Annotated in this window: 20 protein-coding genes; 12 read left to right on the forward strand and 8 right to left on the reverse strand. The window is 68.4% G+C overall.

Annotation, left to right across the window (positions count from 1 at the left end; genetic code table 11):
- Positions 1–3 precede the first annotated feature (3 nt).
- On the reverse strand, positions 4–1,557 hold the full coding sequence (locus tag ACIP5Y_RS10470; RefSeq protein ID WP_400349500.1) for a glycoside hydrolase family 76 protein: 1,554 nt from the start codon (positions 1,555–1,557) through the stop codon (positions 4–6).
- A 599-nt stretch (positions 1,558–2,156) separates the two neighbouring features.
- On the opposite strand from ACIP5Y_RS10470, the gene ACIP5Y_RS10475 reads away from it, so the two are divergent.
- Positions 2,157–2,717, forward strand: coding sequence for a hypothetical protein (locus tag ACIP5Y_RS10475; protein WP_400349502.1), 561 nt, complete (start codon positions 2,157–2,159; stop codon positions 2,715–2,717).
- Between the two features lie 16 nt (positions 2,718–2,733).
- Here ACIP5Y_RS10475 and ACIP5Y_RS10480 read toward each other — a convergent pair whose 3' ends face one another.
- Positions 2,734–3,420 (reverse strand): hypothetical protein, encoded by a 687-nt coding sequence (locus tag ACIP5Y_RS10480; protein WP_400349503.1) that lies wholly within the window; start codon positions 3,418–3,420, stop codon positions 2,734–2,736.
- A 56-nt stretch (positions 3,421–3,476) separates the two neighbouring features.
- Positions 3,477–6,671, reverse strand: coding sequence for a ferritin-like domain-containing protein (locus ACIP5Y_RS10485; protein WP_400349505.1), 3,195 nt, complete (start codon positions 6,669–6,671; stop codon positions 3,477–3,479).
- A 293-nt stretch (positions 6,672–6,964) separates the two neighbouring features.
- Between ACIP5Y_RS10485 and ACIP5Y_RS10490 the strand changes: the two genes are divergently transcribed.
- The gene (locus ACIP5Y_RS10490; RefSeq protein WP_400349507.1) at positions 6,965–7,228 is read left to right on the forward strand and encodes a GlsB/YeaQ/YmgE family stress response membrane protein; all 264 of its coding nucleotides are present in this window, start codon (positions 6,965–6,967) and stop codon (positions 7,226–7,228) included.
- Positions 7,229–7,414: 186 nt separating this feature from the next.
- Here the strand turns inward: ACIP5Y_RS10490 and ACIP5Y_RS10495 are convergent, their stop codons facing one another.
- The 3 genes from ACIP5Y_RS10495 to ACIP5Y_RS10505 all read right to left on the reverse strand — a co-directional run bounded on the left by ACIP5Y_RS10495 (position 7,415) and on the right by ACIP5Y_RS10505 (position 10,557).
- Complete coding sequence (locus tag ACIP5Y_RS10495) at positions 7,415–8,368, reverse strand: cytochrome c oxidase assembly protein (protein WP_400349509.1); 954 nt, start codon at positions 8,366–8,368, stop codon at positions 7,415–7,417.
- A gap of 156 nt (positions 8,369–8,524) precedes the next feature.
- Positions 8,525–9,913 carry an aspartate aminotransferase family protein gene (locus ACIP5Y_RS10500; protein ID WP_400349511.1) on the reverse strand — a complete coding sequence of 463 codons (1,389 nt, stop codon included), beginning with the start codon at positions 9,911–9,913 and terminating at the stop codon, positions 8,525–8,527.
- Between the two features lie 170 nt (positions 9,914–10,083).
- Positions 10,084–10,557, reverse strand: a complete 474-nt coding sequence (locus ACIP5Y_RS10505) for an Lrp/AsnC family transcriptional regulator (RefSeq protein WP_400349512.1) — start codon at positions 10,555–10,557, stop codon at positions 10,084–10,086.
- A gap of 163 nt (positions 10,558–10,720) precedes the next feature.
- Between ACIP5Y_RS10505 and ACIP5Y_RS10510 the strand changes: the two genes are divergently transcribed.
- Both ACIP5Y_RS10510 and ACIP5Y_RS10515 read left to right on the forward strand, forming a co-directional pair.
- Positions 10,721–11,164 carry a helix-turn-helix transcriptional regulator gene (locus ACIP5Y_RS10510; RefSeq protein ID WP_400349513.1) on the forward strand — a complete coding sequence of 148 codons (444 nt, stop codon included), beginning with the start codon at positions 10,721–10,723 and terminating at the stop codon, positions 11,162–11,164.
- A gap of 10 nt (positions 11,165–11,174) precedes the next feature.
- Positions 11,175–11,585 carry a VOC family protein gene (locus ACIP5Y_RS10515; protein ID WP_400349514.1) on the forward strand — a complete coding sequence of 137 codons (411 nt, stop codon included), beginning with the start codon at positions 11,175–11,177 and terminating at the stop codon, positions 11,583–11,585.
- Positions 11,586–11,591: 6 nt separating this feature from the next.
- Here ACIP5Y_RS10515 and ACIP5Y_RS10520 read toward each other — a convergent pair whose 3' ends face one another.
- Positions 11,592–13,259, reverse strand: a complete 1,668-nt coding sequence (locus tag ACIP5Y_RS10520; protein WP_400349515.1) for a PucR family transcriptional regulator — start codon at positions 13,257–13,259, stop codon at positions 11,592–11,594.
- Positions 13,260–13,395: 136 nt separating this feature from the next.
- On the opposite strand from ACIP5Y_RS10520, the gene ACIP5Y_RS10525 reads away from it, so the two are divergent.
- The 8 genes from ACIP5Y_RS10525 to ACIP5Y_RS10560 all read left to right on the forward strand — a co-directional run bounded on the left by ACIP5Y_RS10525 (position 13,396) and on the right by ACIP5Y_RS10560 (position 22,817).
- Positions 13,396–14,823 (forward strand): gamma-aminobutyraldehyde dehydrogenase, encoded by a 1,428-nt coding sequence (locus ACIP5Y_RS10525; RefSeq protein ID WP_400349516.1) that lies wholly within the window; start codon positions 13,396–13,398, stop codon positions 14,821–14,823.
- Positions 14,824–14,832: 9 nt separating this feature from the next.
- A complete protein-coding gene (locus tag ACIP5Y_RS10530) occupies positions 14,833–15,759 on the forward strand; it encodes a universal stress protein (RefSeq protein ID WP_400349517.1) in 927 nt (308 codons plus the stop codon).
- Positions 15,743–17,275 carry an APC family permease gene (locus ACIP5Y_RS10535; protein ID WP_400349518.1) on the forward strand — a complete coding sequence of 511 codons (1,533 nt, stop codon included), beginning with the start codon at positions 15,743–15,745 and terminating at the stop codon, positions 17,273–17,275. The genes ACIP5Y_RS10530 and ACIP5Y_RS10535 overlap by 17 nt, the downstream gene beginning before the upstream one ends.
- Positions 17,272–18,615, forward strand: a complete 1,344-nt coding sequence (gene gabT / locus ACIP5Y_RS10540; RefSeq protein WP_400349519.1) for a 4-aminobutyrate--2-oxoglutarate transaminase — start codon at positions 17,272–17,274, stop codon at positions 18,613–18,615. The genes ACIP5Y_RS10535 and gabT overlap by 4 nt, the downstream gene beginning before the upstream one ends.
- Before the next feature lie 54 nt (positions 18,616–18,669).
- Positions 18,670–20,124 carry an NAD-dependent succinate-semialdehyde dehydrogenase gene (locus ACIP5Y_RS10545; protein ID WP_400349520.1) on the forward strand — a complete coding sequence of 485 codons (1,455 nt, stop codon included), beginning with the start codon at positions 18,670–18,672 and terminating at the stop codon, positions 20,122–20,124.
- Between the two features lie 106 nt (positions 20,125–20,230).
- Positions 20,231–21,211 (forward strand): nitrilase-related carbon-nitrogen hydrolase, encoded by a 981-nt coding sequence (locus ACIP5Y_RS10550; protein ID WP_400349521.1) that lies wholly within the window; start codon positions 20,231–20,233, stop codon positions 21,209–21,211.
- Entirely contained in the window at positions 21,211–22,230 is a 1,020-nt protein-coding gene (locus tag ACIP5Y_RS10555; protein ID WP_400349522.1) for an agmatine/peptidylarginine deiminase, read from the forward strand. The genes ACIP5Y_RS10550 and ACIP5Y_RS10555 overlap by 1 nt, the downstream gene beginning before the upstream one ends.
- Positions 22,227–22,817 carry a TetR/AcrR family transcriptional regulator gene (locus tag ACIP5Y_RS10560; protein WP_400349523.1) on the forward strand — a complete coding sequence of 197 codons (591 nt, stop codon included), beginning with the start codon at positions 22,227–22,229 and terminating at the stop codon, positions 22,815–22,817. Before ACIP5Y_RS10555 ends, ACIP5Y_RS10560 begins: the two co-directional genes overlap by 4 nt.
- An 85-nt stretch (positions 22,818–22,902) precedes the next feature.
- Here the strand turns inward: ACIP5Y_RS10560 and ACIP5Y_RS10565 are convergent, their stop codons facing one another.
- Positions 22,903–24,510: a PucR family transcriptional regulator gene (locus ACIP5Y_RS10565; RefSeq protein WP_400349524.1), complete on the reverse strand. Its 1,608-nt coding sequence runs from the start codon at positions 24,508–24,510 to the stop codon at positions 22,903–22,905.
- Positions 24,511–24,614 lie beyond the last annotated feature (104 nt).

A 24,614-nucleotide genomic window follows, 5' to 3' on the forward strand; every position in this document is an offset into this window, starting at 1 on the left:
GATTCAATCGGCGGCGTTGAGAGCGTCCAAGGCCGCGGCCTGGGTGGCGTAATTCGGGCGATCGTTCGAATCGGGTACTGCGCCCCACCGGAATCCGTACGCATCGGATTTGCCGATCAGTGAGTTCACCTGGCGGGAAAGGAATTCCTCGGTGGCGACCTTGGAGCGACCGGTATCGAGCAGGTCCCGATACGAGCGGACGAAGACGCCCTTGAAGGTTTCCGCGTCCTTGCACTCGGGGCCGGGGCAATTCGTGGCGGCGGGCTCGGACAGGACGCCGTCCCGGAGGAACGGGGAGCGGGGTCCGGTGGCCGCCGCGGCTATCGAGTCGGCGACGGTGAGCAGGCCCGCTTGCCGTGTGGCCCGGTATTCGGCCACCAGGCCGCTGATCATCGCGCCCTGCACGTAGGTCCATCGGGTCTCCGCGTCGGCCGGGACGCAGGTGTCGCCGTACTGGTCGAGGTGATCGTTGATCAGGCCGGAGGGGTCCAGCAGGGCGCGACCCGCACGGTCGGTGAACCATTCCCGGGTACGCAGGGCGCGCGCGGAATAGGCGGGGCGACTGACGGAATCGACGCGGGTGCTCAATTGCGCCGTCGCGGTGAGGTACAGCGCATTGGTGATCGCATTGACCTGGGTCCACGGGCGACTCTGCGGATCGACTCCCATTCGCGCCCACGCTATGCCGCCGTCACAGAATGCGGCGTGCTGATCGTCGAGACCGTCCACAATGATGCGCGCGGCCTGGAGATAACGCTGATCGGCGGTGAGGTCGAAGGCGTCGATCCAAGCCAGGGCCCACCACAATTCGTCATCGTTGTAACCGGTCTGACGCGGAACACCGGTCTGCGCCACCATTCCGTGCTCGTAAGTCTCATCGATATAGCCCAGGTACTGCCGATCGCCGGTGCGCGCCATATAGTCGATGAGCGCGGTCAGCGCATTGGCGCTCTGCCAGATACTGGTGCCGTTCTCCCATCGGCCCGCCGCATGGTCGTAACTGTCCAGCAGCCGCTCCACCGCACGCTGCCGGCGATCAGCGGCCGCCTCACCTTCCGCGAACCATCGGGTACACCGGATCGCGTCCCGATCACCCGGCTTCCCACAAGCCCGCAGCATCCCGCCGGCGTACGGCCGGAAGCCGGTGTGCGCCACGGTCTGCTGCGCCGCCACCGTCCCCGGTACGAGTCGCTCCGCAGTGTCCGGCACGAGATGCTCCGCGGTGTCCGGCACGAGACGCTCCGCAGTGCCCGGCACGAGACGCTCCGCGGTGTCCGGGCCGGATTCCGCTCCGGTATCGGCGCTTTCGGCCGGGGAAGCGCCACCGTCGGTGGATCGCTCGAGCCACACGCTGTCCCCCTGCTGCCCGTGCTCGAGGGTCGCGGTGGCCCCGCCACCCGAACTGGTCAGCGTGATCACCCGCGACCACTGCCGCACCTGCAGCACGGCCGGTCCGATCGGTTCCGGGGTGATGGCATCACTCGCCGTCAGTACTCCACCGGCGACCGCAACCACACAACCGGCCACTCCCCAGCGGACTCTCCTGTTCTCGGCCACCCCAGCCACGGTAGCGGCCGTCGTTCAGTCGAACAGCTCCGCGAGCATGGCGACGCCCTCACCGGGCGCGTTGATCTCCAGCTCGCCGCGGCGTCATCTACCACCACTTCCCAAACGGCAAGGCGGAGCTCGCCACCGAGGTGCTGACCCTCACCGACGCCACCGTCGGGCCCGCCATCGAGGCCGTCTGCGCGGGCCAGCCGCGCGTCTCCGCCATGCACGCCAGCCTGTTCGGCGCGAAAATGGTGATGACCGGAGGTGGCCGGCCGGCTGGCTGCCCCGTCGCCGCCGTGGCCCTCGGCGCGGGTCCCGCTGGGCCGCACTGCTCGACACGGCCTGGGACGTCTTCCGCCGCCGGCAGCTGCCGTTCCGGGAATGCCTGCTACGCAACGGTTTCCAGGAGGAGGACGCAACGAACCTGGCCACTCTGCTGATTGCCGGCCGGAGGGCGCGCTCGTCCTGTGCCGGGCCGAAGGCACCACCGACCCGCTGGACCGCGTCGCCGCCGCGCTGGTAGTTCGCCCGGCGCGCTTGAAGGTGCGTGGCAATAGTGTAGCGAATACGATCCGGGGGAGGGTGGACCGAGGTGGAGGGTTACGGTGCAGCGAGACGGTACCGGGTCGCGAACCGCGACGGACGAATTGCGCCGGGCGCTGCGCGCTCTCCGGCGCTCCTGGTGGGGCCCACCGGCCGCACTGGCGATGGTAGTCACGTCGATCGCGCTCTCCGACGGATATTTCAGCTGGGTATGGGGCGCGGGCTGGTTCGCGGTCGGATTCGGCACCGGGATGGTGCTCTGCCGCGCCGACACCGCACGCCGGTTCGGGGTGCGCGAGCTGCAGCTCGAGTTCTACGCGGCGCAGGACCACCGGCGCCTACCGGAACAGATCTACCCGCCGTGGTGGCATGCACACCTCGGCGCCGAGCGCCGGCGGATCCATCAGCAACTCTCCCGCGAATGGATCATGATCGCCGTGGGCGGCTGCGCGGCCTTGCTCTTGTTCGCCCAGCGACTGATACCCGAGATCCAGCTGTTGTCCCCCGGACAGCTCGGGGTCTACATCGTGTTCTGCCTCTGCGTTCTCGGCTGGGACCGCATCGTGGCCCCCACACTGCTCGCCGATCTGGACGAGCTGGCCCACCAGCTCCGGGATCGCTGACTTCGGCCGGGCCGCTTCAGGAGATCGGCGTCGGGGAGTCTCCGGCGAGCAGCAACTGCGGAACCTGCGTGAACGACCAGCCGGTCGACAGCCGCCGCAGGACATAGACGATGTCGAAGCGGTCACCGGGCCAGGTCTTCGGCGGCGCCGGGGTGATCGTGCCCATGGCGGCCAGAATGTCCCCGATGTTCTCGTGCTCCCAGCAGATCAGCACCGGATCGGCGGCCGATGCGAGCGCGGCCACCAACTCCTTCGCCTGGTCCTTCTTGAAACGCACATCCGGTTGCAGATTCAGATCGGCGGCCAGCGGCGTAATGGTCTCCAGCGGCCGCTTGCTGCCGTGACCGCCGGGGTCGGCGGCGAAAATCGTTGCGGGCCGCGCCAATCCGGACCGCGGCACGGCAGGCGTGGCGTCGGCGGTGCGCGGATCGAACAGCCCCGTCAATGCCCCGGCCCGCGTCCAGCCCCGCACCGTCAGCGATTCGGGATCCTGATCCCCATCCGCGGTCAGGCCATAGGGCGCGCCGGACCCCGTGGGCTTCTCGGCGTGCCGGATGATCATCACCAGGTTGGCGCCGTTGCCCGGCGGCGCGGGCGTGCCGACAGGCGCGGTGGTCGCCGGATGATCATGATGCTTACCGCCGCCGCACGCGGCCAGCAGCGGGGCCAATCCGGCTGCGAGAAAAACGGTGCGCCTGTCCATCGCTCCCAAATTACCGGGCCGGCCGCGCCGGCACCCGGACCGGCACGGCCCGATGGCTAGGGCAGCATGCCGGATTCGGTCCAGCGGCGGAAGACCTCCGTCTTCTCGGGGGGCCACGCACCGTCGCAGGGCATATCGCCGGTAGTGAGGCGGTGCAGGATTTCGGTGGCGTGTTTGCTCACGTCGTCGTGGGACCACAGGTCGAAGACGAAGCTCATCGAGCGCTGATCCTTGTCGCGGAAGAGCGGTTTGATGTGGGCGGCGAAACCCACCGATTCGTCGGGGCCGGGGAGGGCCGGTTCCGCGGTTTCGGTGACCGGCGGTTCCACCGGGTAGGCGGGCGGGCCGAGCGGACCCCAGTTCCAATCGGGAGCGATCACGCCTTCGGGGGTGGCGATACCGTCGGCTCCGGCGGACCATTCGGCGAAAGCGGCCAGGGCGGAACGGAATTCAGGATCCGCGGGCAGACCCGCGGTCCGGGCCGCTTGCAGATACAGCGCGGTCCAGCGGTCCTGCTGCTCATCGGTCAATACAGGCCTGGTCAATGGCTCGTCCGCGCTGCGCGGCGCGCCGAAGGCGCGGGCCGTCCACTCGGCCTCCCGCCGCGGCAGCTCGGCGTCCACCTCCGCGAAAACCTTTGCGAGCGCGTCATCGTCGGGTATGAGCTTCTCGTAGAGCAGCCCGGTCAGGCGGTAGAGCGCCGGATAGCCGCCCGCCCATTCGAACAGCGTCGGCTCCTGACCGGGCGCGGGCACCGGATCGTGGAAGTCCACATACCAGTGCATACCGCTGCAGAACGGCTTGTTCTGCGACTGCCCGCACCGGCACAGCGCGTAGTGCTCGGTGGAAGCGCCTGCCGCCCGCTCGATTTCGGCGCCACCCGGCCCGGCCAGCGGAATCGATCCGCGAATCCGGTAGGGGCCGTCCTGCGTCACCTCGATGACGGGCTCGCGGGTACCGTTCCAATCGGTGAGCTCACGCGCCTCGACACCGTCGAAGCCGAGGCCCAGCGCGCCGGAGGGGCAGCCGCGCACCGTCCGCACCACCTCGTCCAGCCGGCCGCCGTTCGCCGCCACGAAAGGCTCGGCGCCGGCCCGGAAAACTCCCGCCAGCCGGTCGGTGCACAGCCCCGAGTGCTGGCAGATCCCGCGATTGTCGAAGATGGTGACCTGCTCGCCTTGATAGATATCGCGCCGATCCGCCACGCGCCCAGGGTCTTTCGCGTCATTGAAGCCGATGCGCGCATGACTGCCATCGCACAGCGGCTTCGATTCGGACGCTCCGCACCGGCACAGCGCGGCCGTGGGCGGCACCTCGAGCGACAGCCCGAGATGATCGACCACCTGCGCATTGGTCGCCAGGTACGGCCCGTTCTTCGCCGTCCGCAACGAACCGGGCAATCCGGCCTGCAATTCCGCGAACTGCGCCCGAACGGTGCCCCGCTCCCCCACCGGCAGCACCGCACACGCGAGATCCTGCAGCGCGGCCGTGGCCTCCACCAGCTCCGGCAGATCACTGCGCGCCCGCAATCGCGTCGCCGCCACCGCGAGCGCCTGCAACCGATCCGCGACCGTCATACCCGGATCCACCGCGGGCGCGCCATCACTTACCGCATCCTGACCGTCACCATTCGGCGCACGCAGCAGGGCCACCGACAGCGGGCGCAGTACGCTGTCCGCCAATCTCGGCCTGACCACAGCGGGAAGTACGGAATCCGTTGTGTCCAACGCGTATACGGCCTGGAACAGCTCGGCGAGTTCGCCGGTCAGACCGCCACCCGAGATCCCCGCAACGCGGCTCGCGAACTCATCGGCCCGTTGCCGCGCCGCGGTCTGCACCGCCGGATCCAGGCCCAGTACGGCAGGCTGAGCGTGCGCGTCCCAGGCCGGGAAGTGCGCGGCCAGGGTCCGCTGGATATCGCCGAATGCCGTTGACACGGTGGCGAGTTCGGCGGCGACATGCTGATCGCATTCGGATCGGATGCCTTCCGACAGGTTCACCGCCTCACCCAGTCGCTCGGTGAGCAGCGCCCACGCGGCTTCGCGGTGCGGCATCAAGTAGTCGGTCTCGTAGAACAATTCGAAGCTGGGTCCGACGGTACGGCCGGGGTACTCGGGTCCGGCGGGCAGGGTGGTGATGAGCTCGCCGAGCGGTTTGATCACCCGGAACATGAGGTCGACGGTGGCGTCCGCCAGGGTCTGCAGTTGCGCGTCGGTCTCGTCGGTGTGCGCGAAGAAGCGTTCGAAGATCTGCAGCAGTACCTCGTAGCCGACATTGAACAGGTCGGTGACGCGGGCGGTCTGCTGATCGCTGATCAGCGGCACCTCGACGACCCGTTCGGGCGCACGCACATTGGCGGCCAGCACCGGCCGCACCGGGTTGAAACCGGGATCCTCGCGCATACATTGCTCGTATTCGTCGAGGATCTTCACGAACTGCCCGAAATGCGCGTCCCGCCAATCGCCGCGCGCCCCCTCGCCCTGTTCGAGGATGGTGTCGATGGCGCGCCGCGCCGATGCCACATCGGTCACCGGCACCAATTCCGGCCAGCGGAAATGCTTTTCGGTCGCCTGCGCCCGCGGCGGCCCGACGAACAGCCAGCGTTCACCGTATTTCTCGGCCAGATGCTGGACGCCGTGTTCGATGGACCGGTACAGATGCCCGACCGTCGCGAAGTCCTGCAGCCGCGGCACGATCTCGCCCTGCTGCATGAGCGGCGCGGCCCGCCCGGCCATGGCCAGCCCCTCGGCGTCCTGCAGGTCCATGCCCTCGGGCCGCTCGAGAAACAGGAAGTGCCGCAACGCTTCCTCCCCGAACGGGATCAGCGCCAGCTGCACACCGGCCGGATAGTGCGCGGCCGGCAATGGCAGGTTGGGCCGAGACATGTGCGGTGCGGCGCCGATGGCGGACAGCAGATTGTGCACCAGCGCCAGGTGCAGCATCTCCTGGGTCGCCACGTGCGATACCAGTTTCCGCCAGCGCGTTGCCATCTCGACCTGGTCGGCCGTCAGCCCTTCGCTCTCGTGCTGCTTGAGCGAGAAGGCCGCGAACAGGTACTGGCACATGATGCCGTGCTCGAGCTCCGCCGCCTGGCAGAGCATGTAGATGAGCGCCTCGCGGTGTTCGATGACGAACGGCGCTTCCGGCGCCGCGAGCCCGCCGCGCGCCGCTATGGTCCGGGCCAGCGGGCCCTGCCCGCTGATATTCGGTATCTCCGGTGGCGTCCCGCCACCCTGCGCGCTCTCGGTCATGCGCGTGCCTTCCGGAATCCGGTGAAGTCCCGGTCTCCACGGCCACCCTGCCGCCTCGAGACCGCCGACCTCATCATGATCCCCGGCGGGACCCGCCGCAGCGCGTTTCGCTACCCGAGAAACCGCACCCGCCCAAGGGGTTTCCGGTGGCGTGAACCGGGAAAGACCTGCGGGAAGGTGTCAGCCGGCGACAGGAAAGAGACCGGGCACGCTGATGTATTGCGACACGCTCACCGCCGGGCGTGGGGCTGCTACCTTCGAGAACGCGGTACCTGCACGGCAAGGAGCACGCCATGGGCATTATCACCATGATCGTCATCGGCCTCATCGCGGGCGCCATCGCCCGTCTTCTGGTCCCCGGCAAAGAGAATTTCGGGATTATCTGGACCATTGTGCTGGGCATTGTGGGCGGCTACGTCGGTGGCACCCTGGGCAGCCTGGTCTTCTCACCACACAAGTTCAGTGTTCATCCGCCGGTCGCGCACGCCTTCTTGGGGGCGATCGTCGGCGCGGTGATTCTGCTGATCATCTACAAGGCGATTCGCGCCAGAGTCTGACGTACGGAGGTGCGGCCGGCGGGCATATACGAGATGAGGGGGCCGTACATACCCGCCGACCGGTGACGCCCGAGCCCCAGGCGCCCCCTTACCGCCGGTGGCCGGCGGTTCGAGCTCTCCTACGTATCTACTAAGTAGATACGTAGAACATAGCCGAGGTCGGGACGGCGCGCAAGCACCCGGCCGTCAGTTTCTGTGCAAACCGCGCAGATACTCGTTGTAAGCACGCAGCTCGGCGTCACCGGTCGCGGTGGAATGGCGTTCGGCCACAGCGTTTTCGCGCTGCTCGTCCCGGCGCCAGCGGATCGCGAACAACGTCACGATGACCAATGCGACCGGTTCGCCATAGGACCAGGCCAGAGCACCCGCCAGGTTCTGATCCGCGAGCACGTCCACACCCCAGTTCGCCGGCGGATTCGCGAACAAGGCGACCACCGGCGTCGTCGCCATCATGAGCACGACGCCGATGAACACGTGCAGCGGCATCTCCACGAAGATGTCGAAGAACCGGCCCAGATTGGTCTGCCGGATGGGCAACGGGCCCGTGGACAGCACCGGGACGATGAACAACAGCCCGCTCGCCAGGAACATCACCTCGAGGGCGATATGACCGGGCCAGCGCGCGCCGACCGTATCCAGCACCGGGGTCAGATACAGGCCGTAGTAGCTGAACAGGAACAGCGGGATGGTCACGCCCGGATGCAGCAGGATGCGGGCGAGGCGGCTGCGCAATCCCGCCAGCGCCCCGGCCAGCACCAGCCGGCCCGCACCCTCGTGCGCGGTGGCGCGCAACAGCAGGACGCCGGGTGAACCGAGTACCCACAGCGGCGGCACCAGGATCGACAGGGTCAGGTGCTGAAACATCCAGACGCTGAACAACTCGAAGCCGTAGCCCTCGATGGCCAGCCCGGTCACCAGCACCAGCACCGCGGATCCGGTCAGGAAGGACGCCGCCCGCCACCACGGCCAGGCCCGCCCGGCCGCGCGCACCCGCCACACACCCCAGCAATACAGCAGCGCCGTCACCAGGCCGACCGCCGGTAGCACCGGCACGGGCTGCGGATTCCATGCGAGGAGTGCGCCCAGCGAGGGCGGCGCGTCCGGAAGATGCACTGCGCCCGCGACTATCGCCTCGATCATTCGCCACTCCCCGCTTCGCCGGTACCGCCGATCTACTAAGCCGCATAGTAGTTACTTGCGCCGCAACGGCAAATGCTCAGCAAAACGCCTCCGCGGCCGATGGTCGCGGAGGCGTGCACTCGCAGCGCTGCCCGGCCGGACGCGGGCAGCGATCGATCAGATGAGCTTCATGGCTCCGGTCAGCGCGTGCCGCAACGCCTGCTCCATCTCGTCGAACTGGGCCTGCCCGCAGATCAGCGGCGGGGCCAGCTGGATGACCGGCTCGGCGCGGTCGTCGGCGCGGCAGTGCAGGCCCGCCTCGAACAGCGCCTTGGAGACGTGACCCTTGAGGATGCGGTGCGCATCCTCGTCGGTGAACCGCTCCTTGGTGGTCTTGTCCTTCACCAGTTCCACGGCCCAGAAGAAGCCCGAACCGCGGACCTCGCCGACGATCGGCAGGTCGTACAGCTTCTCCAGGGTGCTGCGGAAGGCGGCCTCATTGTTGCGGACGTGACCGTAGAGGTCCTCGTTCTCCATGATGTCGAGATTGGCCATGGCCACCGCGCAGGACACCGGATGCCCGCCGTAGGTGGAGCCGTGCATGAAGGTCGCGCCGTTCTTGAACGGCTCGAAGATCCTGTCGCTCACCAGCACCGCGCCCAGCGCGGCATAGCCGGAGGTGAGACCCTTTGCGGTGGTGATGATGTCGGGCTGGTAGCCGAACTTCTTTGCGCCGAAGTCGTATCCGAGCCGGCCGAAGGCGCAGATGACCTCGTCGGAGACCAGCAGCACGTCGTGGCGGTCGCAGATCTCGCGCACGCGCTGGAAGTAACCGGGCGGCGGGACGAAACAGCCGCCGGTGTTCTGCACGGGCTCGAGGAATACGGCCGCAACGGTTTCCGGGCCCTCGAACAGGATCGCTTCCTCGATGCGGTCCGCGGCCCAGAGGCCGTAGGCCTCGTAATCGTCGGGGTGCTCGGTGGCGCGGTAGAAGTTGGTGTTCGGCACCCGCAGGGTGCTGGGCACCAGCGGCTCGAAATCGGCCTTGGCGCCGGGGATTCCGGTGATGGACAGCGCGCCCATGGAGGTGCCGTGGTAGGCCATGGACCGGCTGATCACCTTGTGCTTGGTGGGCTTGCCGATCAGCTTGAAGTACTGGCGGATGAGTTTCCATGCGGTCTCGACGGATTCGCCGCCGCTGACCGTGAAGAACACCCGATTGATATCGCCGGGGGCGGCGATGGCCAGCCGTTCGGCGAGGTCGAGGGCGGGCGGGGTGGCGTAACCCCACAGCGGGAAGTACGCGAGTTCGCGGGTCTGGCACGCGGCGGCCTGGGCGAGTTCCTCGCGGCCGTGGCCGACCTGCACGGCGAACAGTCCGGCCAGGCCGTCCAGGTAGCGGCGGCCCTGGTTGTCGTAGATGTACGCGCCCTCACCGCGCACGATCACCGGTACGTCGGCGCCGGTGTCGGCGTCCTGCGGGGTGAAGTGCATCCAGAGGTTGTCGCGGACGATCCGGGCCGCGTCCTGGGCGGTACGCGGTTGGTAGTCGGTAGTGGCGGTCATGTGCGGACTCCTCGGCGGGTTGGGGATCGCGCTCCGGCGTCGTTCGCGGGCGGCGACACTCTGTTTATGCCACAGCCGGCAACCCGTTTGCAACCGATTCAGTTGTCTGCACGGCACACATCAACCGAAAACCTATTAGTTTTGGATGATCAACTACGGATTTCGTAGGTCTAGCGCGGACCCCACTGGTAGGTCTGCTTCCGCAGCGCCAGATAGACCAGGATCTCCGCATGTCGCACGCCCGGCAGGGCGCGCAGGCGGGTGTCGACGAGATCCAGCAGGGCCGCATCGTCGGCGCAGACGGCCTCGCAGAGCACGTCGTAACGGCCCGCGCACTCGACCACATAGCTGATCTCGTCCAGGCCGACCAGCGCCTCGGTCACCTCGCGCACCGGTCCGTCCACCGTGATCGCCAGCATGGCCTGCCGGAACAGGCCGACCTGCAAGGGATCCGAGACGGCCACGATCTGGATGACGCCCGCGTCGGTGAGCCGCTGCACCCGCTGCCGCACCGCGGCCTCGGACAAGCCGACCTCCTTGCCGATCGCGGCATACGCCCGGCGCCCGTCTTCCTGCAGCAGGCCGATAATGCGCTTGGCGAGGTCGTCGAGTGGGATGCGACGGGCCGCCTCCGGTTCCGTCATGCCCCTGCCTCCTTTTCCGATCCTGCGGTATGGGCAATGGATTGCTGGCGCCGATCCTGCCACAGACAACGAAATCCGTATATTTCTGAGGTTGACAACGAAGATTCCGCAGGCACTGCCGCGAAGATGGCTGCGCTGCCGGGAGCATGGAAAGATTTCGAGGGTGAGCAGCAGACCCGCCGACGAACAACGGATGCGCGATCTGGCGCAGTTACGGCGCGTGAAGGACCGCATCGACCGCGAGTACGCGCAGCCACTCGATGTCGAGGCGCTCGCCCGGGACGCGCACATGTCGGCCGGGCATCTGAGCCGGCAGTTCCGCGCCGCCTACGGCGAATCGCCGTACTCCTATCTCATGACTCGTCGCATCGAGCGGGCCATGGCGCTGCTGCAGCGCGGGGATATGAGCGTCACCGAAGTGTGTTTCGCGGTCGGATGTTCCTCGCTGGGCACGTTCAGCACCCGCTTCACCGAGCTGGTCGGCATGCCGCCCAGCGCCTACCGCCGCGACGAAGCGGGCGCGACCGAGGGCATTCCCTCCTGCGTCGCCAAACAGGTGACCAGACCGGTCAGGAATAAAGAAGCACAGGTAACCACCCCGAACTAGCCTGATCACCATGGACATCACAATTCACCAGACCTTCCTGCCGCAGGACGATCCGGAAGCCGCCCTGGCCTTCTACCGTGACGCCCTCGGCTTCGAGGTTCGCAACGACGTCGGATTCAACGGCCTGCGCTGGATCACCGTCGGCCCCGCCGACCAGCCCGGCATGTCCATCGTCCTGTACCCCCCGAGCGGCAATCCGGGCGTCAGCGAGGACGAACGCCGCACCATCGCCGAAATGATGGCCAAGGGCACCTACGCCAGCATCATCCTGGCCACCAAGGACCTCGACGGCGTCTTCGAAAAGCTCCAGGCCACCGACGCCGAAGTGGTCCAGGAACCCACCGCCCAGCCCTACGGCATCCGCGACTGCGCCTTCCGCGACCCCGCCGGCAATATGGTCCGCATCAGCGAAGTGGCCTGACGCCCTTCAGCCGTGCGCGAGCAGGGCCAGTAGCAGCTCGGCCCGGACCCGCGCATTGTCGAGGTCCGCTCCGAGCAACCCCGCCGCGGTCGTGACACGTTTACGAAGCGTGTGCCGGTGGATTCCCGTTGCGGCGGCAGCGGATTCCCAATGACCGTTCGCTTCCAAGAAGGCCCGCAGCGACGGCAGCAGTTCGGCGCCATGCGTGCGGTCATGCTCGGCCAGCGGCGCCAGCACGCCACGAGCCATGGCCGCGAGCACGTCTCGCGTCGCGTCGACCGCGAGCAGCGACCGGCCGGCCAGACTCCCGAATTCCATTGGCACGCCGCCCCGTTCGGCCGCGGAAGCGGCCAGGCGCGCGCCGGTCACGGCGTCCGTCAATTCCCGCACCGGATGCGCGGCGCTCAACCCGAGCCGCACCAGCTTGCGTGTGCCACCGAACACTTCCGGGCTCAGCCACCCCGCCGGAGCGCCACCGACCGCGGCCTGCTCCGCGGACGCGATATTCCCGACCGTCCGCGAGTTGCCGTCCGCCTTCGAACTCCCGGCCGCCGTTGGACTTCCATCCGTCGCGGCGACGTTGGCCGCGCTGCCGTCGGCGGCCGAGCCCTCCGACCGCGTCGTGGTGGGAGCGGCGGGGAGGACGGCGATGAGCTGCCGCTCGTCGGCGTGGAGGAAGAGCGGGTGCCCAGCTCCCACAATGGCGGCGGCGAGGGCGGTACGGACAGGGTCGACGGCGGCGTCGGTGTCGCAGTCGGCAACGAGGACTCGAATACGGCCGTGCACGTCGGCGGCTTGTGCGAGTTGCGACCAGGCCGGGGTGAGGTCGGTGGTCGCGCCGAGGAGGAGGGAGAGGGCCTGGGTGTTGAGGCGGTGCTGGACGGCTCGGAGACGGGCCGGCTTCTCGAAGTCCAGGGCCAGTAGGGAATTCGCGTGGCCGAGGAGGATCTGGTCGATGTGGCCGAGGGGGGCGGCGCTGACCACGACCAGGTCGCCGTGGTGGCGGCGGCCCACATTGATGCGCTGGTAGGTGATGGAGGCGCCGGCGGGATCGGTGTGCACGCCTGCGCCGACGGCGTCGGCGAGTACCGCGCGGCGGGCGCGATCGAGGGTGCCGGGATCCAATTCCGTGGGCTGGCAACCGATTACGGCGCCCGCGGGGTCGAGGACCAGGGCGGTCGCGCCGAGTGATCCGGCCAGTTCGCGCACGATGGCCTGGATCCCGGATTTGATGAGGGCCCGGGTCATGCGGGGCTGGGCGCGGGAGGCGCGCAGGACCGCGTCGTATTGGAGTTCCGCGATGCGGCCGGAGACCTGTTTGACGATAGCGGCGAAGGCGGTGGAGAGCGGCACCTCGAAGAGCGGGATGCCGATCTCGTCGGCCGCGATCACCAGGTCGGCGGGTAACTCGTCATGGGTGAGGCCGACGCCGAAACCGACGCCCGCCACGCCGCGATCGTTCAGGCCGCGCAGGTAGTCGCCGCGCCGGGCGGGGTCGTCGGGCAACCGCATGCCGGTGGTGAGGACGAGCTCGCCGCCGGACAGCCAGGGATAGGGATTCTCCAGCTCGGTGGTGACCACGAGGTCGATTTCGCGGTGGATTCCGCCGGCCCCGCCACGCAGCCGCACGGCGAGATCGGGCTGAGTCAACACCCAGCCAACGGAGACGGACATGCCCGGAGTGTACAGATTGTCGATTCACCGGCACCGACTTGTACAAGTTGGCAGGCGCGCTATCGATGTGTTTCACCGCACACTGAGCTCCACCAGTGAACGACGAGATGGACGGTGGAACCAGGTGACCTCAACGGTGAGTCCCACGCTCGAGAACTACATCGACGGCGAATTCGTGGCATCCGCCGCGACCGCGACCCTCGATCTGGTCAACCCCGTCGACGAGACCATCGTCGGCCGCGCCCCCGTCTCGAATCGCGCGGATATCGACGCCGCCATGACGGCCGCCGCACGCGCCTTCCAGACCTGGGGCCGCAGCACGCCCGGCGTGCGGCAGGCCGCCCTGCTTAAGCTGGCCGACGCCATCGAGGCGCACGCCGATGAACTGGTCGCGGCCCAGTGCCGCAATACCGGTCAGCTGCAAGCGGTGATCGCCGCCGAGGAAGTCACCGTGGGCGCCGATCAGATCCGCTTCTTCGCGGGCGCCGCGCGCCTGCTCGAGGGCCGCGCCGCCGGTGAGTACATGGATGGCTTCACCTCCTACGTACGCCGCGAGCCCATCGGTGTAGTCGCCCAGGTGACCCCCTGGAACTACCCGTTCATGATGGCCATCTGGAAGATCGGCCCGGCTCTCGCCGCCGGAAACACCATCGTGCTCAAGCCGAGTGACACCACCCCCGAGTCGACTCTGGTACTGGCGAAGCTCTCCAAGGGCATCCTGCCGGACGGCGTGTTCAACGTCGTGCTCGGCGATGCGAGCACCGGCGCGGAGCTGGTCAGCCATCCCACCCCCGGCCTGGTGTCCATCACCGGTTCGGTGCGTGCGGGCATCGCGGTCGCGGAATCGGCTGCGGCCCAATTGAAGCGGGCGCATCTGGAGCTGGGCGGTAAGGCCCCCGCGGTGGTGTTCGGCGATGTGGATATCGAGAAGGCCGCGCTGGGTATCGCGCAGGCCGCGTTCTTCAATGCCGGGCAGGATTGCACCGCCGCCACCCGCGTCCTCGTACACGAGTCGATTCACGACAAGCTGGTCGATGCGCTCGTGGCCGCGGCGGAGACGCTGAAGCCGGGCCGCCCCGACGATCCGACCGCGTTCTACGGTCCGCTCAACAACATCAACCACTTCAATGCCGTCATGGGCAAGCTGGCCGCCGTGCCGTCGCACGCGACCGTGGTGACCGGCGGAAACCGCTGGGGCGATACGGGTTTCTTCGTCGAGCCGACCATCATCACCGGTGTCCGCCAGGACGATGCCCTGGTGCAGGACGAGACCTTCGGCCCGGTGCTGACCGTGCAGTCGTTCGCCGACGAGGATCAGGCCGTCGCCTACGCCAACGATGTGCGCTACGGCCTGGCCTCCAGCGTCTGGACCCGCGATCACGGCACCGTCGAACGGCTCACCCGCGCACTGGATTTCGGCGCCGTCTGGGTGAACTGTCATATCCCGCTGGTGGCGGAGATGCCGCACGGCGGTTTCAAGTACTCCGGTTACGGCAAGGATCTGTCGGCCTACAGCGTCGAGGAATACACGCGCGTCAAGCACGTCATGAGCTCGCACGACTAGGCCGCCGGCATGCGCAGACTCGTAGTCGGATATCTGGCGACGCCCAGCGGTGACGACGGCCTCGCCCTCGCCATCCGGCTGGCGCGCACGCTCGGCGCGCATCTCGACATCTGTATGGTGCTGCCCCCGGATCCGCCGGGGGCGTCGCCCAACAGCAGCTATGACGACCTGCTCGCCGTGCAGGCCCGCAAATGGATCGCCGCGGCCGTCGCCGCGGTGCCCGCTGATGTGACTGCTGAGGGGCACATCAGTTTTCACGAATCGTTCGCCGCGGGCCTGATCGAGGAGACGCAGCGGCTCGGCGCCCTGGGCATCGTGGTCGGTGCGGCGGGTGACGGGCTGCTGGGCCGGCATTCCATCGGCACGGTGACGGGTGAACTGCTGCACTCCGCGCCGGTGCCGCTGGCGCTGGCCCCGCGCGGCGCCCGCACCTCGACGGTCACCCGCGTCCGCGAGGTGACCTGCGCGATCGGTGACCGGCCCGGCGCGGACCTGCTGCTCGACCTGGCCGTACGGGCCAGCGCGGCGGCGGGCACTCCGCTGCGGCTGGTGTCGCTGATTGCCGTGGATCCCGTTCGGGCAGCGCTGGATTCGGCGCGCATCCCGCACGCGGAGCCCGAACCCGCTTACGCCGCCGAGAGCGGCGACTCACTCTCCGAGCGTGCCCGCCGGCACGCCGAACTCACCCTGGAGGCGGCGAAATCCCGCCTGCCCGAGGGTTTTCCGGTCACGTCGCTGACCGCCGACGGCGCTACCGTCGAAGCCGCCGTCAACCGCTTGGACTGGCATGACGGCGATCTCATCATGGTCGGCTCCAGCCGCCTAGCCCAACCACGCCGCCTGTTCCTCGGCTCCACCGCCGCGAAGATGCTCAGGGTCCTCCAGGTGCCGATGGTCGTGGTTCCCAAGGAGGAAATCTATGAGCCTCACGACTGACCCTCCCCAGGTCGCGGTGGAAACCACCGAAAAAGGTTTGGCCGCAGGCAAACTCGGCACCTTCTCCGGTGCCGTGCTCGGTATCTCGACCGTCGCGCCCGGTTACACGCTGACCGCGAGCATCGGCCTGATCGTGGCGGCCGTCGGATTGAAGATGCCCGCGATTCTGATCGCCGGCTTCGTCCCGATGTTCCTGACCGCCTACGCGTATCGCGAATTGAATTCCCGCATGCCCGACTGCGGGGCGTCGTTCACCTGGTCCACCCGGGCCTTCGGTCCCTATGTGGGCTGGATGTGCGGGTGGGGCATGGTGATGGCGACCATTATCGTGCTGTCGAATCTGGCCGCCATCGCGGTGGAGTTCTTCTATCTGTTCCTGGGACGGATCTTCTCGAACCCCTCGATCGCCGAACTCGCGCAGCACAAGGGCGTGAACATCGCCACCACACTGATTTTCGTCGCCATTGCCACCGTGGTGGCGGGGCGCGGCATCACCACCAGCCAGAAGGTGCAGTACGTGCTGGTGGGCTTCCAGATGGTGGTGCTGCTGGCCTTCGCGGTCACCGCGCTGGTGCAGGTGGCCCGCAGTGATGCGCCCGCGCACCTGAGTTTCAGCCTGGACTGGTTCGACCCGTTCAGCGGAGTTGCGTTGAGCGCCTTCATGATCGGCGTCACCGGCTCCATCTTCGCCTTCTGGGGCTGGGATACCTGCCTGACCCTGGGCGAGGAATCCAAGGATCCGAACAAGGTGCCCGGCCGCGCCGGACTGCTCTGCGTGCTGTCGATTCTGGTGACGTATCTGCTCGTCGCCGTCGCGGTCATGATGTACGCCGGGATCGGCGACACCGGGCTGGGCCTGGGCAACAAGGACAACGCCGACAATGTGTTCGGTGCGCTCGCCGATCCGGTGCTCGGCTGGGCCGGTCCGCTGCTGCTGCTCGCGATCCTGGCCTCGTCGGCGGCCAGCCTGCAGACCACCTTCCTGCCCGCCGCGCGCACCATGCTGGCCATGGGCGTGTACGGCGCGTTCCCGAAGAAGTTCGCCGAAGTCAATCCGCGGTTCCTGGTACCCACCTTCAGTACGGCGGTGGCCGGTGTGGTGACCGGCGCCTTCTACACGGTCACCTCGCTGCTGTCCGAGCGGGTGCTGCTGGATACCATTGCGGCGCTGGGGATCATGATCTGCTGGTACTACAGCATCACCGCGTTCGCGTGCGTGTGGTTCTTCCGCGGCGAACTGTTCGGCGGTATCCGGAATTTCATCTTCAAGGGATTGTTCCCGCTGCTCGGCGGGATCATGCTGATGGCGGTGTTCGTGGTCTCGGTGCGCGAGAGCATGAATCCGGACAATGCCAGCGGGGCCGCCATCGGCGGGATCGGGCTGGTGTTCTATCTGGGCTTCGGCATTCTGCTGCTGGGCGTGGCGCTGATGGCGGTGGCGCGCCGGCGCAATCCCGACTTCTTCCGCCGAACTTCTTCCGCTTCCACACTATTCGACCTGGAGAACCAGCGATGACCCCCATCTCCTACCGGCTGCCGCAGCAGCGCAACCTCGTCACCAGCCTGCCCGGGCCGCGCTCGGCGGCTCTCACCACGCGCCGCAAGGCGGCCGTCGCCGCCGGTGTCGGCTCCTCGGTGCCGGTGTATGTGGCGGACGCCGACGGCGGCGTGATCGTGGACGTGGACGGAAACTCGCTGATCGACCTGGGGTCCGGCATTGCCGTCACCTCGGTCGGCGCCTCGCATCCGGCGGTGGCGGCGGCGGTCGCCGAGCAGGCCGCGCATTTCACGCACACCTGCTTCATGGTCACCCCGTACGAGGGCTATGTGCGAGTGGCGGAGGAACTCGCCGCGCTCACTCCCGGGCAGCACGACAAGCGCACCGTCTTGTTCAACTCGGGCGCGGAAGCCGTCGAGAATGCCATCAAGGTGGCGCGGCTGGCGACCGGCAAGACCGCGGTGGTCGCCTTCGATCACGCCTATCACGGCCGCACCAACCTGACCATGGCGCTGACCGCGAAATCCATGCCGTACAAGGCGAATTTCGGCCCGTTCGCGCCCGAGGTCTACCGCATGCCCATGTCCTACCCGTACCGGGACGAGGCGGGCCTCACCGGCGAGCAGGCCGCACAGCGGGTGATCTCCCGGATGGAAGCGCAGATCGGCGCGGATTCGCTGGCCGCCATCATCATCGAACCCGTGCAGGGTGAGGGCGGATTCATCGTGCCCGCACCGGGATTCCTGGGCACCCTCGCCGAATGGGCCCGCCAGCGCGAGGTGGTGTTCATCGCCGACGAGGTGCAGACCGGCTTCGCCCGCACCGGCGCCTGGTTCGCCAGCGAGCACGAGGACATCGTGCCGGACATCATCACCATGGCCAAGGGCATTGCCGGCGGGATGCCGCTGGCCGCCATCACCGGCCGCGCCGACCTGCTCGACGAGGTGCATCCCGGCGGCCTCGGCGGCACCTACGGCGGCAACCCGGTCGCCTGCGCGGCCGCGCTGGCCACCCTCGATGTCATGCGCGAGCTCGACCTGCCCGCCCGCGCCCGCGAAATCGAAGCCGCGGTCATGCCGAAGCTGCATGCCCTGGCCGCCGAGACCGGCGTCATCGGCGATGTGCGCGGCCGCGGCGCCATGATCGCCATCGAACTCGTCCGGCCCGGCACCAGCGAACCCGACCCGGTTCTCACCAAGGCCGTTGCCGCCGAGGCCCTTTCCCGCGGCGTCGTCCTGCTCACCTGCGGCACCTACGGCAATGTCATCCGCCTGCTGCCGCCGCTGGTGATCAGCGACGAGCTGCTCGCCGACGGCCTGAGCGTGCTCGCCGACGTGCTGCGCGAGCAGACCCGCTGAGCCGCGATACCGGACCCGTTGCACGAATTCCGTTGATATCTAGGAGAATTCATCATGCGTGATGTGGCAGAGTTGCTCGCCACCGTGCCCACCGGACTATGGATCGGCGGTGAGCAGACAGCGGCGAGCGATGGCGGCACCTTCCCCGTGCATGATCCGGCGACGGGTGAGGTACTGGTGGAGGTCGCCGATGCCACGGCCGCGGACGGGCAGCGCGCGCTCGAGGCCGCCGCTGCGGCGCAGGCGTCCTGGGCCGCTACCCCGGCCCGCGAGCGGGCCGAGATCCTGCGCCGCGCTTGGGAATCGGTGATGGCGCGGCGCGACGACTTCGCGCTGCTCATGACGCTGGAAATGGGTAAGCCGCTGGCCGAGGCGCAGGGTGAGGTCGCCTACGGCGGCGAATTCCTGCGCTGGTTCAGCGAGGAGGCGGTCCGCATCAACGGGCGGTACACGCACTCACCGTCGGGCAGCGGCCGCATCCTGGTCACCAAGCAGCCCGTGGGGCCCACCCTGGCCATCACGCCGTGGAACTTCCCGCTGGCCATGGGCACCCGGAAGATCGCCCCCGCCTTCGCCGCCGGCTGCACCATGGTGGTGAAACCGGCCGCCGAGACACCGCTGACCATGCTGCTGCTGGGCCAGGTGTTCGCCGAGGCCGGACTGCCCGCGGGCGTGCTGTCCATCCTGCCGACCTCGCACGCCGCGCGGCTGACCGATCCGATGTTCGAGGACGATCGGCTGCGCAAGGTGACCTTCACCGGCTCCACCGGAGTCGGCAAGATCCTGATGGCACAGTCGGCTTCGCAGGTATTGCGCGGCTCGATGGAGCTCGGCGGCAATGCCCCCTTCGTGGTGTTCGACGACGCCGATCTGGCTGCGGCCGTCGAGGGCGCCATGGCCGCCAAGATGCGCAATATCGGCGAAGCCTGCACGGCCGCGAACCGTTTCCACGTCGACAATGCCGTGCGCGAGGAATTCACCGCCCGGCTCACCGAGCGCATGCGCGCCCTGAAGATCGGGCCGGGCACCCTCGACGGCACCCAGGTCGGGCCGCTCATCACCGAGAAGCAGCGCAATTCCGTCGCCGCGCTGGTCGAGGACGCCGTCCTCAAGGGAGCGCGAGTCGCGACGGGCGGCGCGAAAGTGCCCGGCGCGGGCTGGTTCTACGAGCCCACCGTGCTCACGGAGGTGACCGCCGATGCCCGGATCCTGCGCGAGGAGGTGTTCGGCCCGGTCGCCGCCATCACCGGATTCGACGGTGAAGCAGCGGGCATCGCGGCCGCGAACGACACCGAATTCGGTTTGGCCGCATACATTTACACGCAGAACCTGGACCGCGCCCTGCGGGTCGCGGAGGCCCTGGAATCGGGCATGGTGGGCGTGAATCGCGGCATCATCTCCGATGTGGCCGCGCCGTTCGGTGGCGTGAAGCAGTCGGGGCTCGGGCGTGAGGCGGGCACCGAGGGCATCGAGGAGTACCTGGAGACCAAGTACATCGCCCTGCCGTAAGCGGCGGCGACAGGCGGCGGGCAGCGCACATGCGTTGCCCACCGCCTTCGGCGCTAATTTGACTGAATTTTCAGTTTTTGTCAGTATCGAAGCAGGAGGTACAGCAATGACCGACTCCGATTTCACCGTCGAAACCGCTTTCCACCCGCCCGTTTCCTTCGCTCGCGTGGCGGAATCGGAGCGCGCGCCGCTGCGCGTGGGCCTGGTGCAGCACCGCTGGCTGGCCGATCCGGACGCGCTGCGAGCGCAATTGAGCGAGGGCATTCGGCTGGCCGCCGAGCAGGGGGCGCGGGCCGTGTTCCTGCCCGAACTCACGCTGTCCCGCTACCCGGCCGATGTACGGGCGGGCGCGAATCCGGGTGCGGACGCCGAGGAGCTGCTGTCCGGGCCGACCTTCTCCTTCGCCGCGCAGGCCGCCAAGGACCATGACGTCGTCGTGCATGCCTCGCTCTACCAGCGCGCCGAAGCCGCGGACGGGCTCGGGCTCAATACCGCGATCATGGTCTCCCCCGACGGGGAACTGCTGGGCCGCACCCACAAGCTGCACATTCCGGTCACCGCAGGCTATTACGAGGACACCTACTTCCGGCAGGGTCCCGCCGAGAACGCGTACCCGATCCACCGTCCGGCCCGGCTCGACTCGGCGGCCATCGGCCTGCCGACCTGCTGGGACGAATGGTTCCCGGAGGTGTCGCGCATGTACTCGCTGGGCGGCGCGGAAATCCTGGTGTACCCCACCGCGATCGGGTCCGAACCGTCCTTCCCGGCATTCGACACGCAGCCGCTGTGGCAGCACGTGATCGTCGGGAACGGGATCACCGCGGGCACATTCATGGTGGTACCCAACCGATTCGGCGACGAGGGCAGCGTGACCTTCTACGGCTCGTCCTTCATCTCCGATCCCTACGGCCGCATCCTCGTGCAGGCGCCGCGGGACCGAGCCGCCGTACTGGTCGCCGACCTGGACCTCGCGCAACGCGCGGACTGGCTGGACCTCTTCCCGTTCAACACCACCCGGCGGCCCGACACCTACGCGCGCCTGACCGCGCCGGTGGACGCCGCCAACCCCTACGGATCGGAGTCCTGATGAACTGGGTCATGCCCTCGGAAACCGCGCTGCAGGAACGCATCTGGATGGCGTTCCCGCCGGGCGGGGCCAGTGTCTTCGATACCGCCGAATCCGCGCACGCGGCACGGACGGCGTGGTCGGCCGTCGCACACGCCGTGCTGGAGTTCGAGCCCGTCACCATGGTCGTCGATCCCGCCGATCGGGAAGTCGCGCGGAGCTACCTGTCCGGCGATATCACGGTCATCGAGGCGCCGCTGGACGATGCGTGGATGCGCGATATCGGGCCGACCTTCGTGTACGGCGCCGACGGCCGGCTGGGCGCGGTGGACTGGGTGTTCAACGGCTGGGGACAGCAGGAATGGGCCCGCTGGGAACGGGATCGGCACATCGGCGGGATCGTCGGCGGGCTGGCCGGGGCGGAGATCATCGCCTCGCCGCTGGTCAACGAGGGCGGCGGCATCCAGGTCGACGGGCAGGGCACGGTGCTGGTCACCGAGACCGTGCAACTCGATCCCGGCCGCAATCCGGGCCTCGACAAGGCCGCGGTGGAGGCCGAACTCGCGCGCACCATCGGCGCGCGGCACGTGATCTGGCTGCCGCGCGGCCTCACCCGCGACAGCGAACGCTTCGGCACGCGCGGGCATGTCGATATCGTGGCGGCCATCCCCTCGCCGGGGCGACTGCTGGTGCACTCGCAGCAGGATGCCTCGCACCCGGATTTCGCGGTGAGCGCCGACATCATCGCGGGTTTGCGCGAAACCCACGATGTCAATGGAAAGCCTTGGGAGATAGTGGAAATCCCTGCCCCAGAGGTCCTCCGCGATGACGAAGGCTGGGTCGACTACAGCTACATCAACCACCTGGTCGTCAATGACGGCGTAATCGCCTGCGGCTTCGACGATCCCGGCGACGCCACCGCCCGCGCGCTGCTCGCCGAGGCCTACCCGGGCCGCCGCGTGATCACCGTCGACGCCCGCGAGTTCTTCGCCCGCGGCGGCGGTATCCACTGCATCACCCAGCAGCAACCGGCGGCATGACGAGCCGGCGCGAGGCCATCCTGCGGGCCAGTGCCACCGCGATCGCCGAGCGCGGGGTGCGCGGGCTGCGGGTGAGCGATATCGCGGAGGTCGCCGGAGTCTCCCCCGGCCTGCTCTACTACCACTTCAAGGACCGCGACGGCCTGCTCGCGGCCGCCCTCACCTACATCAACGACCAGGCCCTCACCTACCGCCAGGCGGCGAGCGGCTCCGGCTCCAGCCGTGAACAACTCGTCGACTACCTGCTCGCGGAGATCCAGGATCTCCCCGAGGTCGTCGAGAACTCCTTGGCCTGGAACGAACTCCGCGCCTGCGCGGTCTACGAAACCCCGCTCCGCGAGCCGCTCGCGCAGGCCTCCCGGCAGTGGACCACCGAAACCGCCGAGGCCATCCGCCTGACTCGCGCACTCGGCGAAATCTCCGACCGTACCGACCCGGAACACGCCGCGGTCACCATCACAGCTCTCACCGAGGGCCTCTCCTCCCGTTGGCTCTCCGGCGAACTCACCACCGACGCGGCCCGCACCCACCTCCGCATCGCCCTCGACATCCTCATTCCCCCGAAGGGCCACAACCGACCCCGCTGAACTGCTGCGGAGCGGTGCCCGCGACTGCTTGCTGTTCCGGCCGCCCGCCGACGCTGCGGCGGGCTCGGGAACCGGCTCCGCGGAATCAGTTGGAGTGGCGGAGGTCCGCGCAGCGGAGTTGGAGGTGGGCCAGGAGCATGGCGTCCGCGTCGCGGAGGTCGAGGCCGCAGACCTCGCGGATGCGGCGGAGGCGGTAGCGCAGGGTGTTGACGTGGATGTGCAGGGTGGCGGCGGCGGTCTCGGCTTGGGCCGCGGCGGCCAAGTAGGCGCGGAGGGTTTCCATGAGCTGGCCGTCGGGGCCCTCGTGGGCGGCGAGAACGGCTATGGGGCCGGTGTATTCGGGCAGGCCCATGGAGTCCGCGTAATCGGTCAGTTGCAGGAGTTGCAGGGGCAGGGCCATATCGTCCAGGTCCGCCACGGGAGCGGAGGCGATACCGGGGTGCTGCATGGCGCGCAGGATGCCGTCGGCTTGGATGCGCGCCTCCGGCAGGCGGGACAGGGTCTCGGCGGGCGGGCTGACGGCGATCTTGTAGCGGGCGAGCATGGGGGTGCGGCCGGCGAAATCCATTGCCAGCGAACGGGTCGCGCCGGCGGCGCGCGGGCGTGAGCTCCGGGGCCACGCCAACAGTCCGTACACGGTCTGGTCGCCGCGAATGGCGACGCCGGAGGGGTGGACGGCGGCCAGGTAGTGGCCGAGCAGATCTTCCAGGCGGCCCAGGTTCGCAACCGTCGCCGGATCGGTCGAGGCCGAATCCCCTTCGCTCGCAATCGGTCCGATGGCGAGTACGCACACCGGTCCGGCTGCCAGACCTAATCGCTTGGCCGCGGCGGTGCCCGCCGGTCCGCCCGCCACCATCGCCTCGGCGAGGGCGCGGCGACGCCGCCGGACCAGTCCGATCATGTCCGCACCGGCGTTCATCAGGTATGCGGCAACAAGATCCGTGGACTCGGTCAGCTGCCGCGCCTTCTCCTCGGACAATGGCTCGGAGACGACCAGCCAGATGTATCCGAGCAGCATCCCGCCGCCACGCACCGCGATCGCCACGCGCGGCGACGCGTCATCGCCCGCCGCACCGCGCGGCACGAAAACCGGTGCGGTTCCGTCCCGCAACGCATCGAATACGCCGCGCTCCTCCAAGGCGCGCACCCGATCCGCGGGCACGGCCCGGGACAGGATGGATTCGATGCGCATGGCATCCGCCGGTCCCTGCCAGGCCGACCAGGCCACCAGCGACGAGGCGGCGTTCTCGATCGTGACGGGCGCGACCATGGTGGCGCTGATGACGTCGGCGACCGCGAACAGGTCGGTGGCCGTCGCGGCGGGCGACCATTGCATCCGGACATGGCCGAGCAGCTGCTCGCGCAGGGTGCTGGCAATGTCCATCCAGGAGACGTCCGCGCTCAGCCGGACGATCGGCAGGGCCGGATCCGGGGCGAGTGCCAAGTCCCCTTTCACGGCGACCGCGGCGGCTCGATGCCGCACGGCATGATCGAGAAACGCCTCGAATCCGGCGGTGGTGTGCACTCCCGCGCCGAGCAGGAATGCGCCGGGGCGGAGGTCCGGGTGCACGGGGTCGTAGATCTCGACGGCGGTGACGCTGCGATCGGCCCCTACGGTGCCCGTGACCAGCCGGGCGACGTCAGGGCCCAGTTCTGCGACCAGGCTGCGGACCGTCGCGGGTGCGGAGACCATTGCCGCAGTCTATCCGGGTATTGGTTGTCGAAAACAACAAGCACGGGGGTTCCTGCTTGATGCGAAGAACAAGAAACCGACCGGACTCCCCTGACACCGTCGTA

The sequence above is a fragment of the Nocardia sp. NPDC088792 genome (assembly GCF_044750615.1).
Classification (GTDB): domain Bacteria; phylum Actinomycetota; class Actinomycetes; order Mycobacteriales; family Mycobacteriaceae; genus Nocardia.

Coding starts and splice junctions, on each gene's coding strand:
- ACIP5Y_RS10535 (WP_400349518.1), top strand. CDS start 15,743: ATGAGCCTCACGACTGACCCTCCCCAGGTCGCGGTGGAAACCACCGAA.
- ACIP5Y_RS10545 (WP_400349520.1), top strand. CDS start 18,670: ATGCGTGATGTGGCAGAGTTGCTCGCCACCGTGCCCACCGGACTATGG.
- gabT (WP_400349519.1), top strand. CDS start 17,272: ATGACCCCCATCTCCTACCGGCTGCCGCAGCAGCGCAACCTCGTCACC.
- ACIP5Y_RS10530 (WP_400349517.1), top strand. CDS start 14,833: ATGCGCAGACTCGTAGTCGGATATCTGGCGACGCCCAGCGGTGACGAC.
- ACIP5Y_RS10515 (WP_400349514.1), top strand. CDS start 11,175: ATGGACATCACAATTCACCAGACCTTCCTGCCGCAGGACGATCCGGAA.
- ACIP5Y_RS10490 (WP_400349507.1), top strand. CDS start 6,965: ATGGGCATTATCACCATGATCGTCATCGGCCTCATCGCGGGCGCCATC.
- ACIP5Y_RS10550 (WP_400349521.1), top strand. CDS start 20,231: ATGACCGACTCCGATTTCACCGTCGAAACCGCTTTCCACCCGCCCGTT.
- ACIP5Y_RS10555 (WP_400349522.1), top strand. CDS start 21,211: ATGAACTGGGTCATGCCCTCGGAAACCGCGCTGCAGGAACGCATCTGG.
- ACIP5Y_RS10480 (WP_400349503.1), bottom strand. CDS start 3,420: ATGGACAGGCGCACCGTTTTTCTCGCAGCCGGATTGGCCCCGCTGCTG.
- ACIP5Y_RS10500 (WP_400349511.1), bottom strand. CDS start 9,913: ATGACCGCCACTACCGACTACCAACCGCGTACCGCCCAGGACGCGGCC.
- ACIP5Y_RS10520 (WP_400349515.1), bottom strand. CDS start 13,259: ATGTCCGTCTCCGTTGGCTGGGTGTTGACTCAGCCCGATCTCGCCGTG.
- ACIP5Y_RS10505 (WP_400349512.1), bottom strand. CDS start 10,557: ATGACGGAACCGGAGGCGGCCCGTCGCATCCCACTCGACGACCTCGCC.
- ACIP5Y_RS10560 (WP_400349523.1), top strand. CDS start 22,227: ATGACGAGCCGGCGCGAGGCCATCCTGCGGGCCAGTGCCACCGCGATC.
- ACIP5Y_RS10565 (WP_400349524.1), bottom strand. CDS start 24,510: ATGGTCTCCGCACCCGCGACGGTCCGCAGCCTGGTCGCAGAACTGGGC.
- ACIP5Y_RS10485 (WP_400349505.1), bottom strand. CDS start 6,671: ATGACCGAGAGCGCGCAGGGTGGCGGGACGCCACCGGAGATACCGAAT.
- ACIP5Y_RS10495 (WP_400349509.1), bottom strand. CDS start 8,368: ATGATCGAGGCGATAGTCGCGGGCGCAGTGCATCTTCCGGACGCGCCG.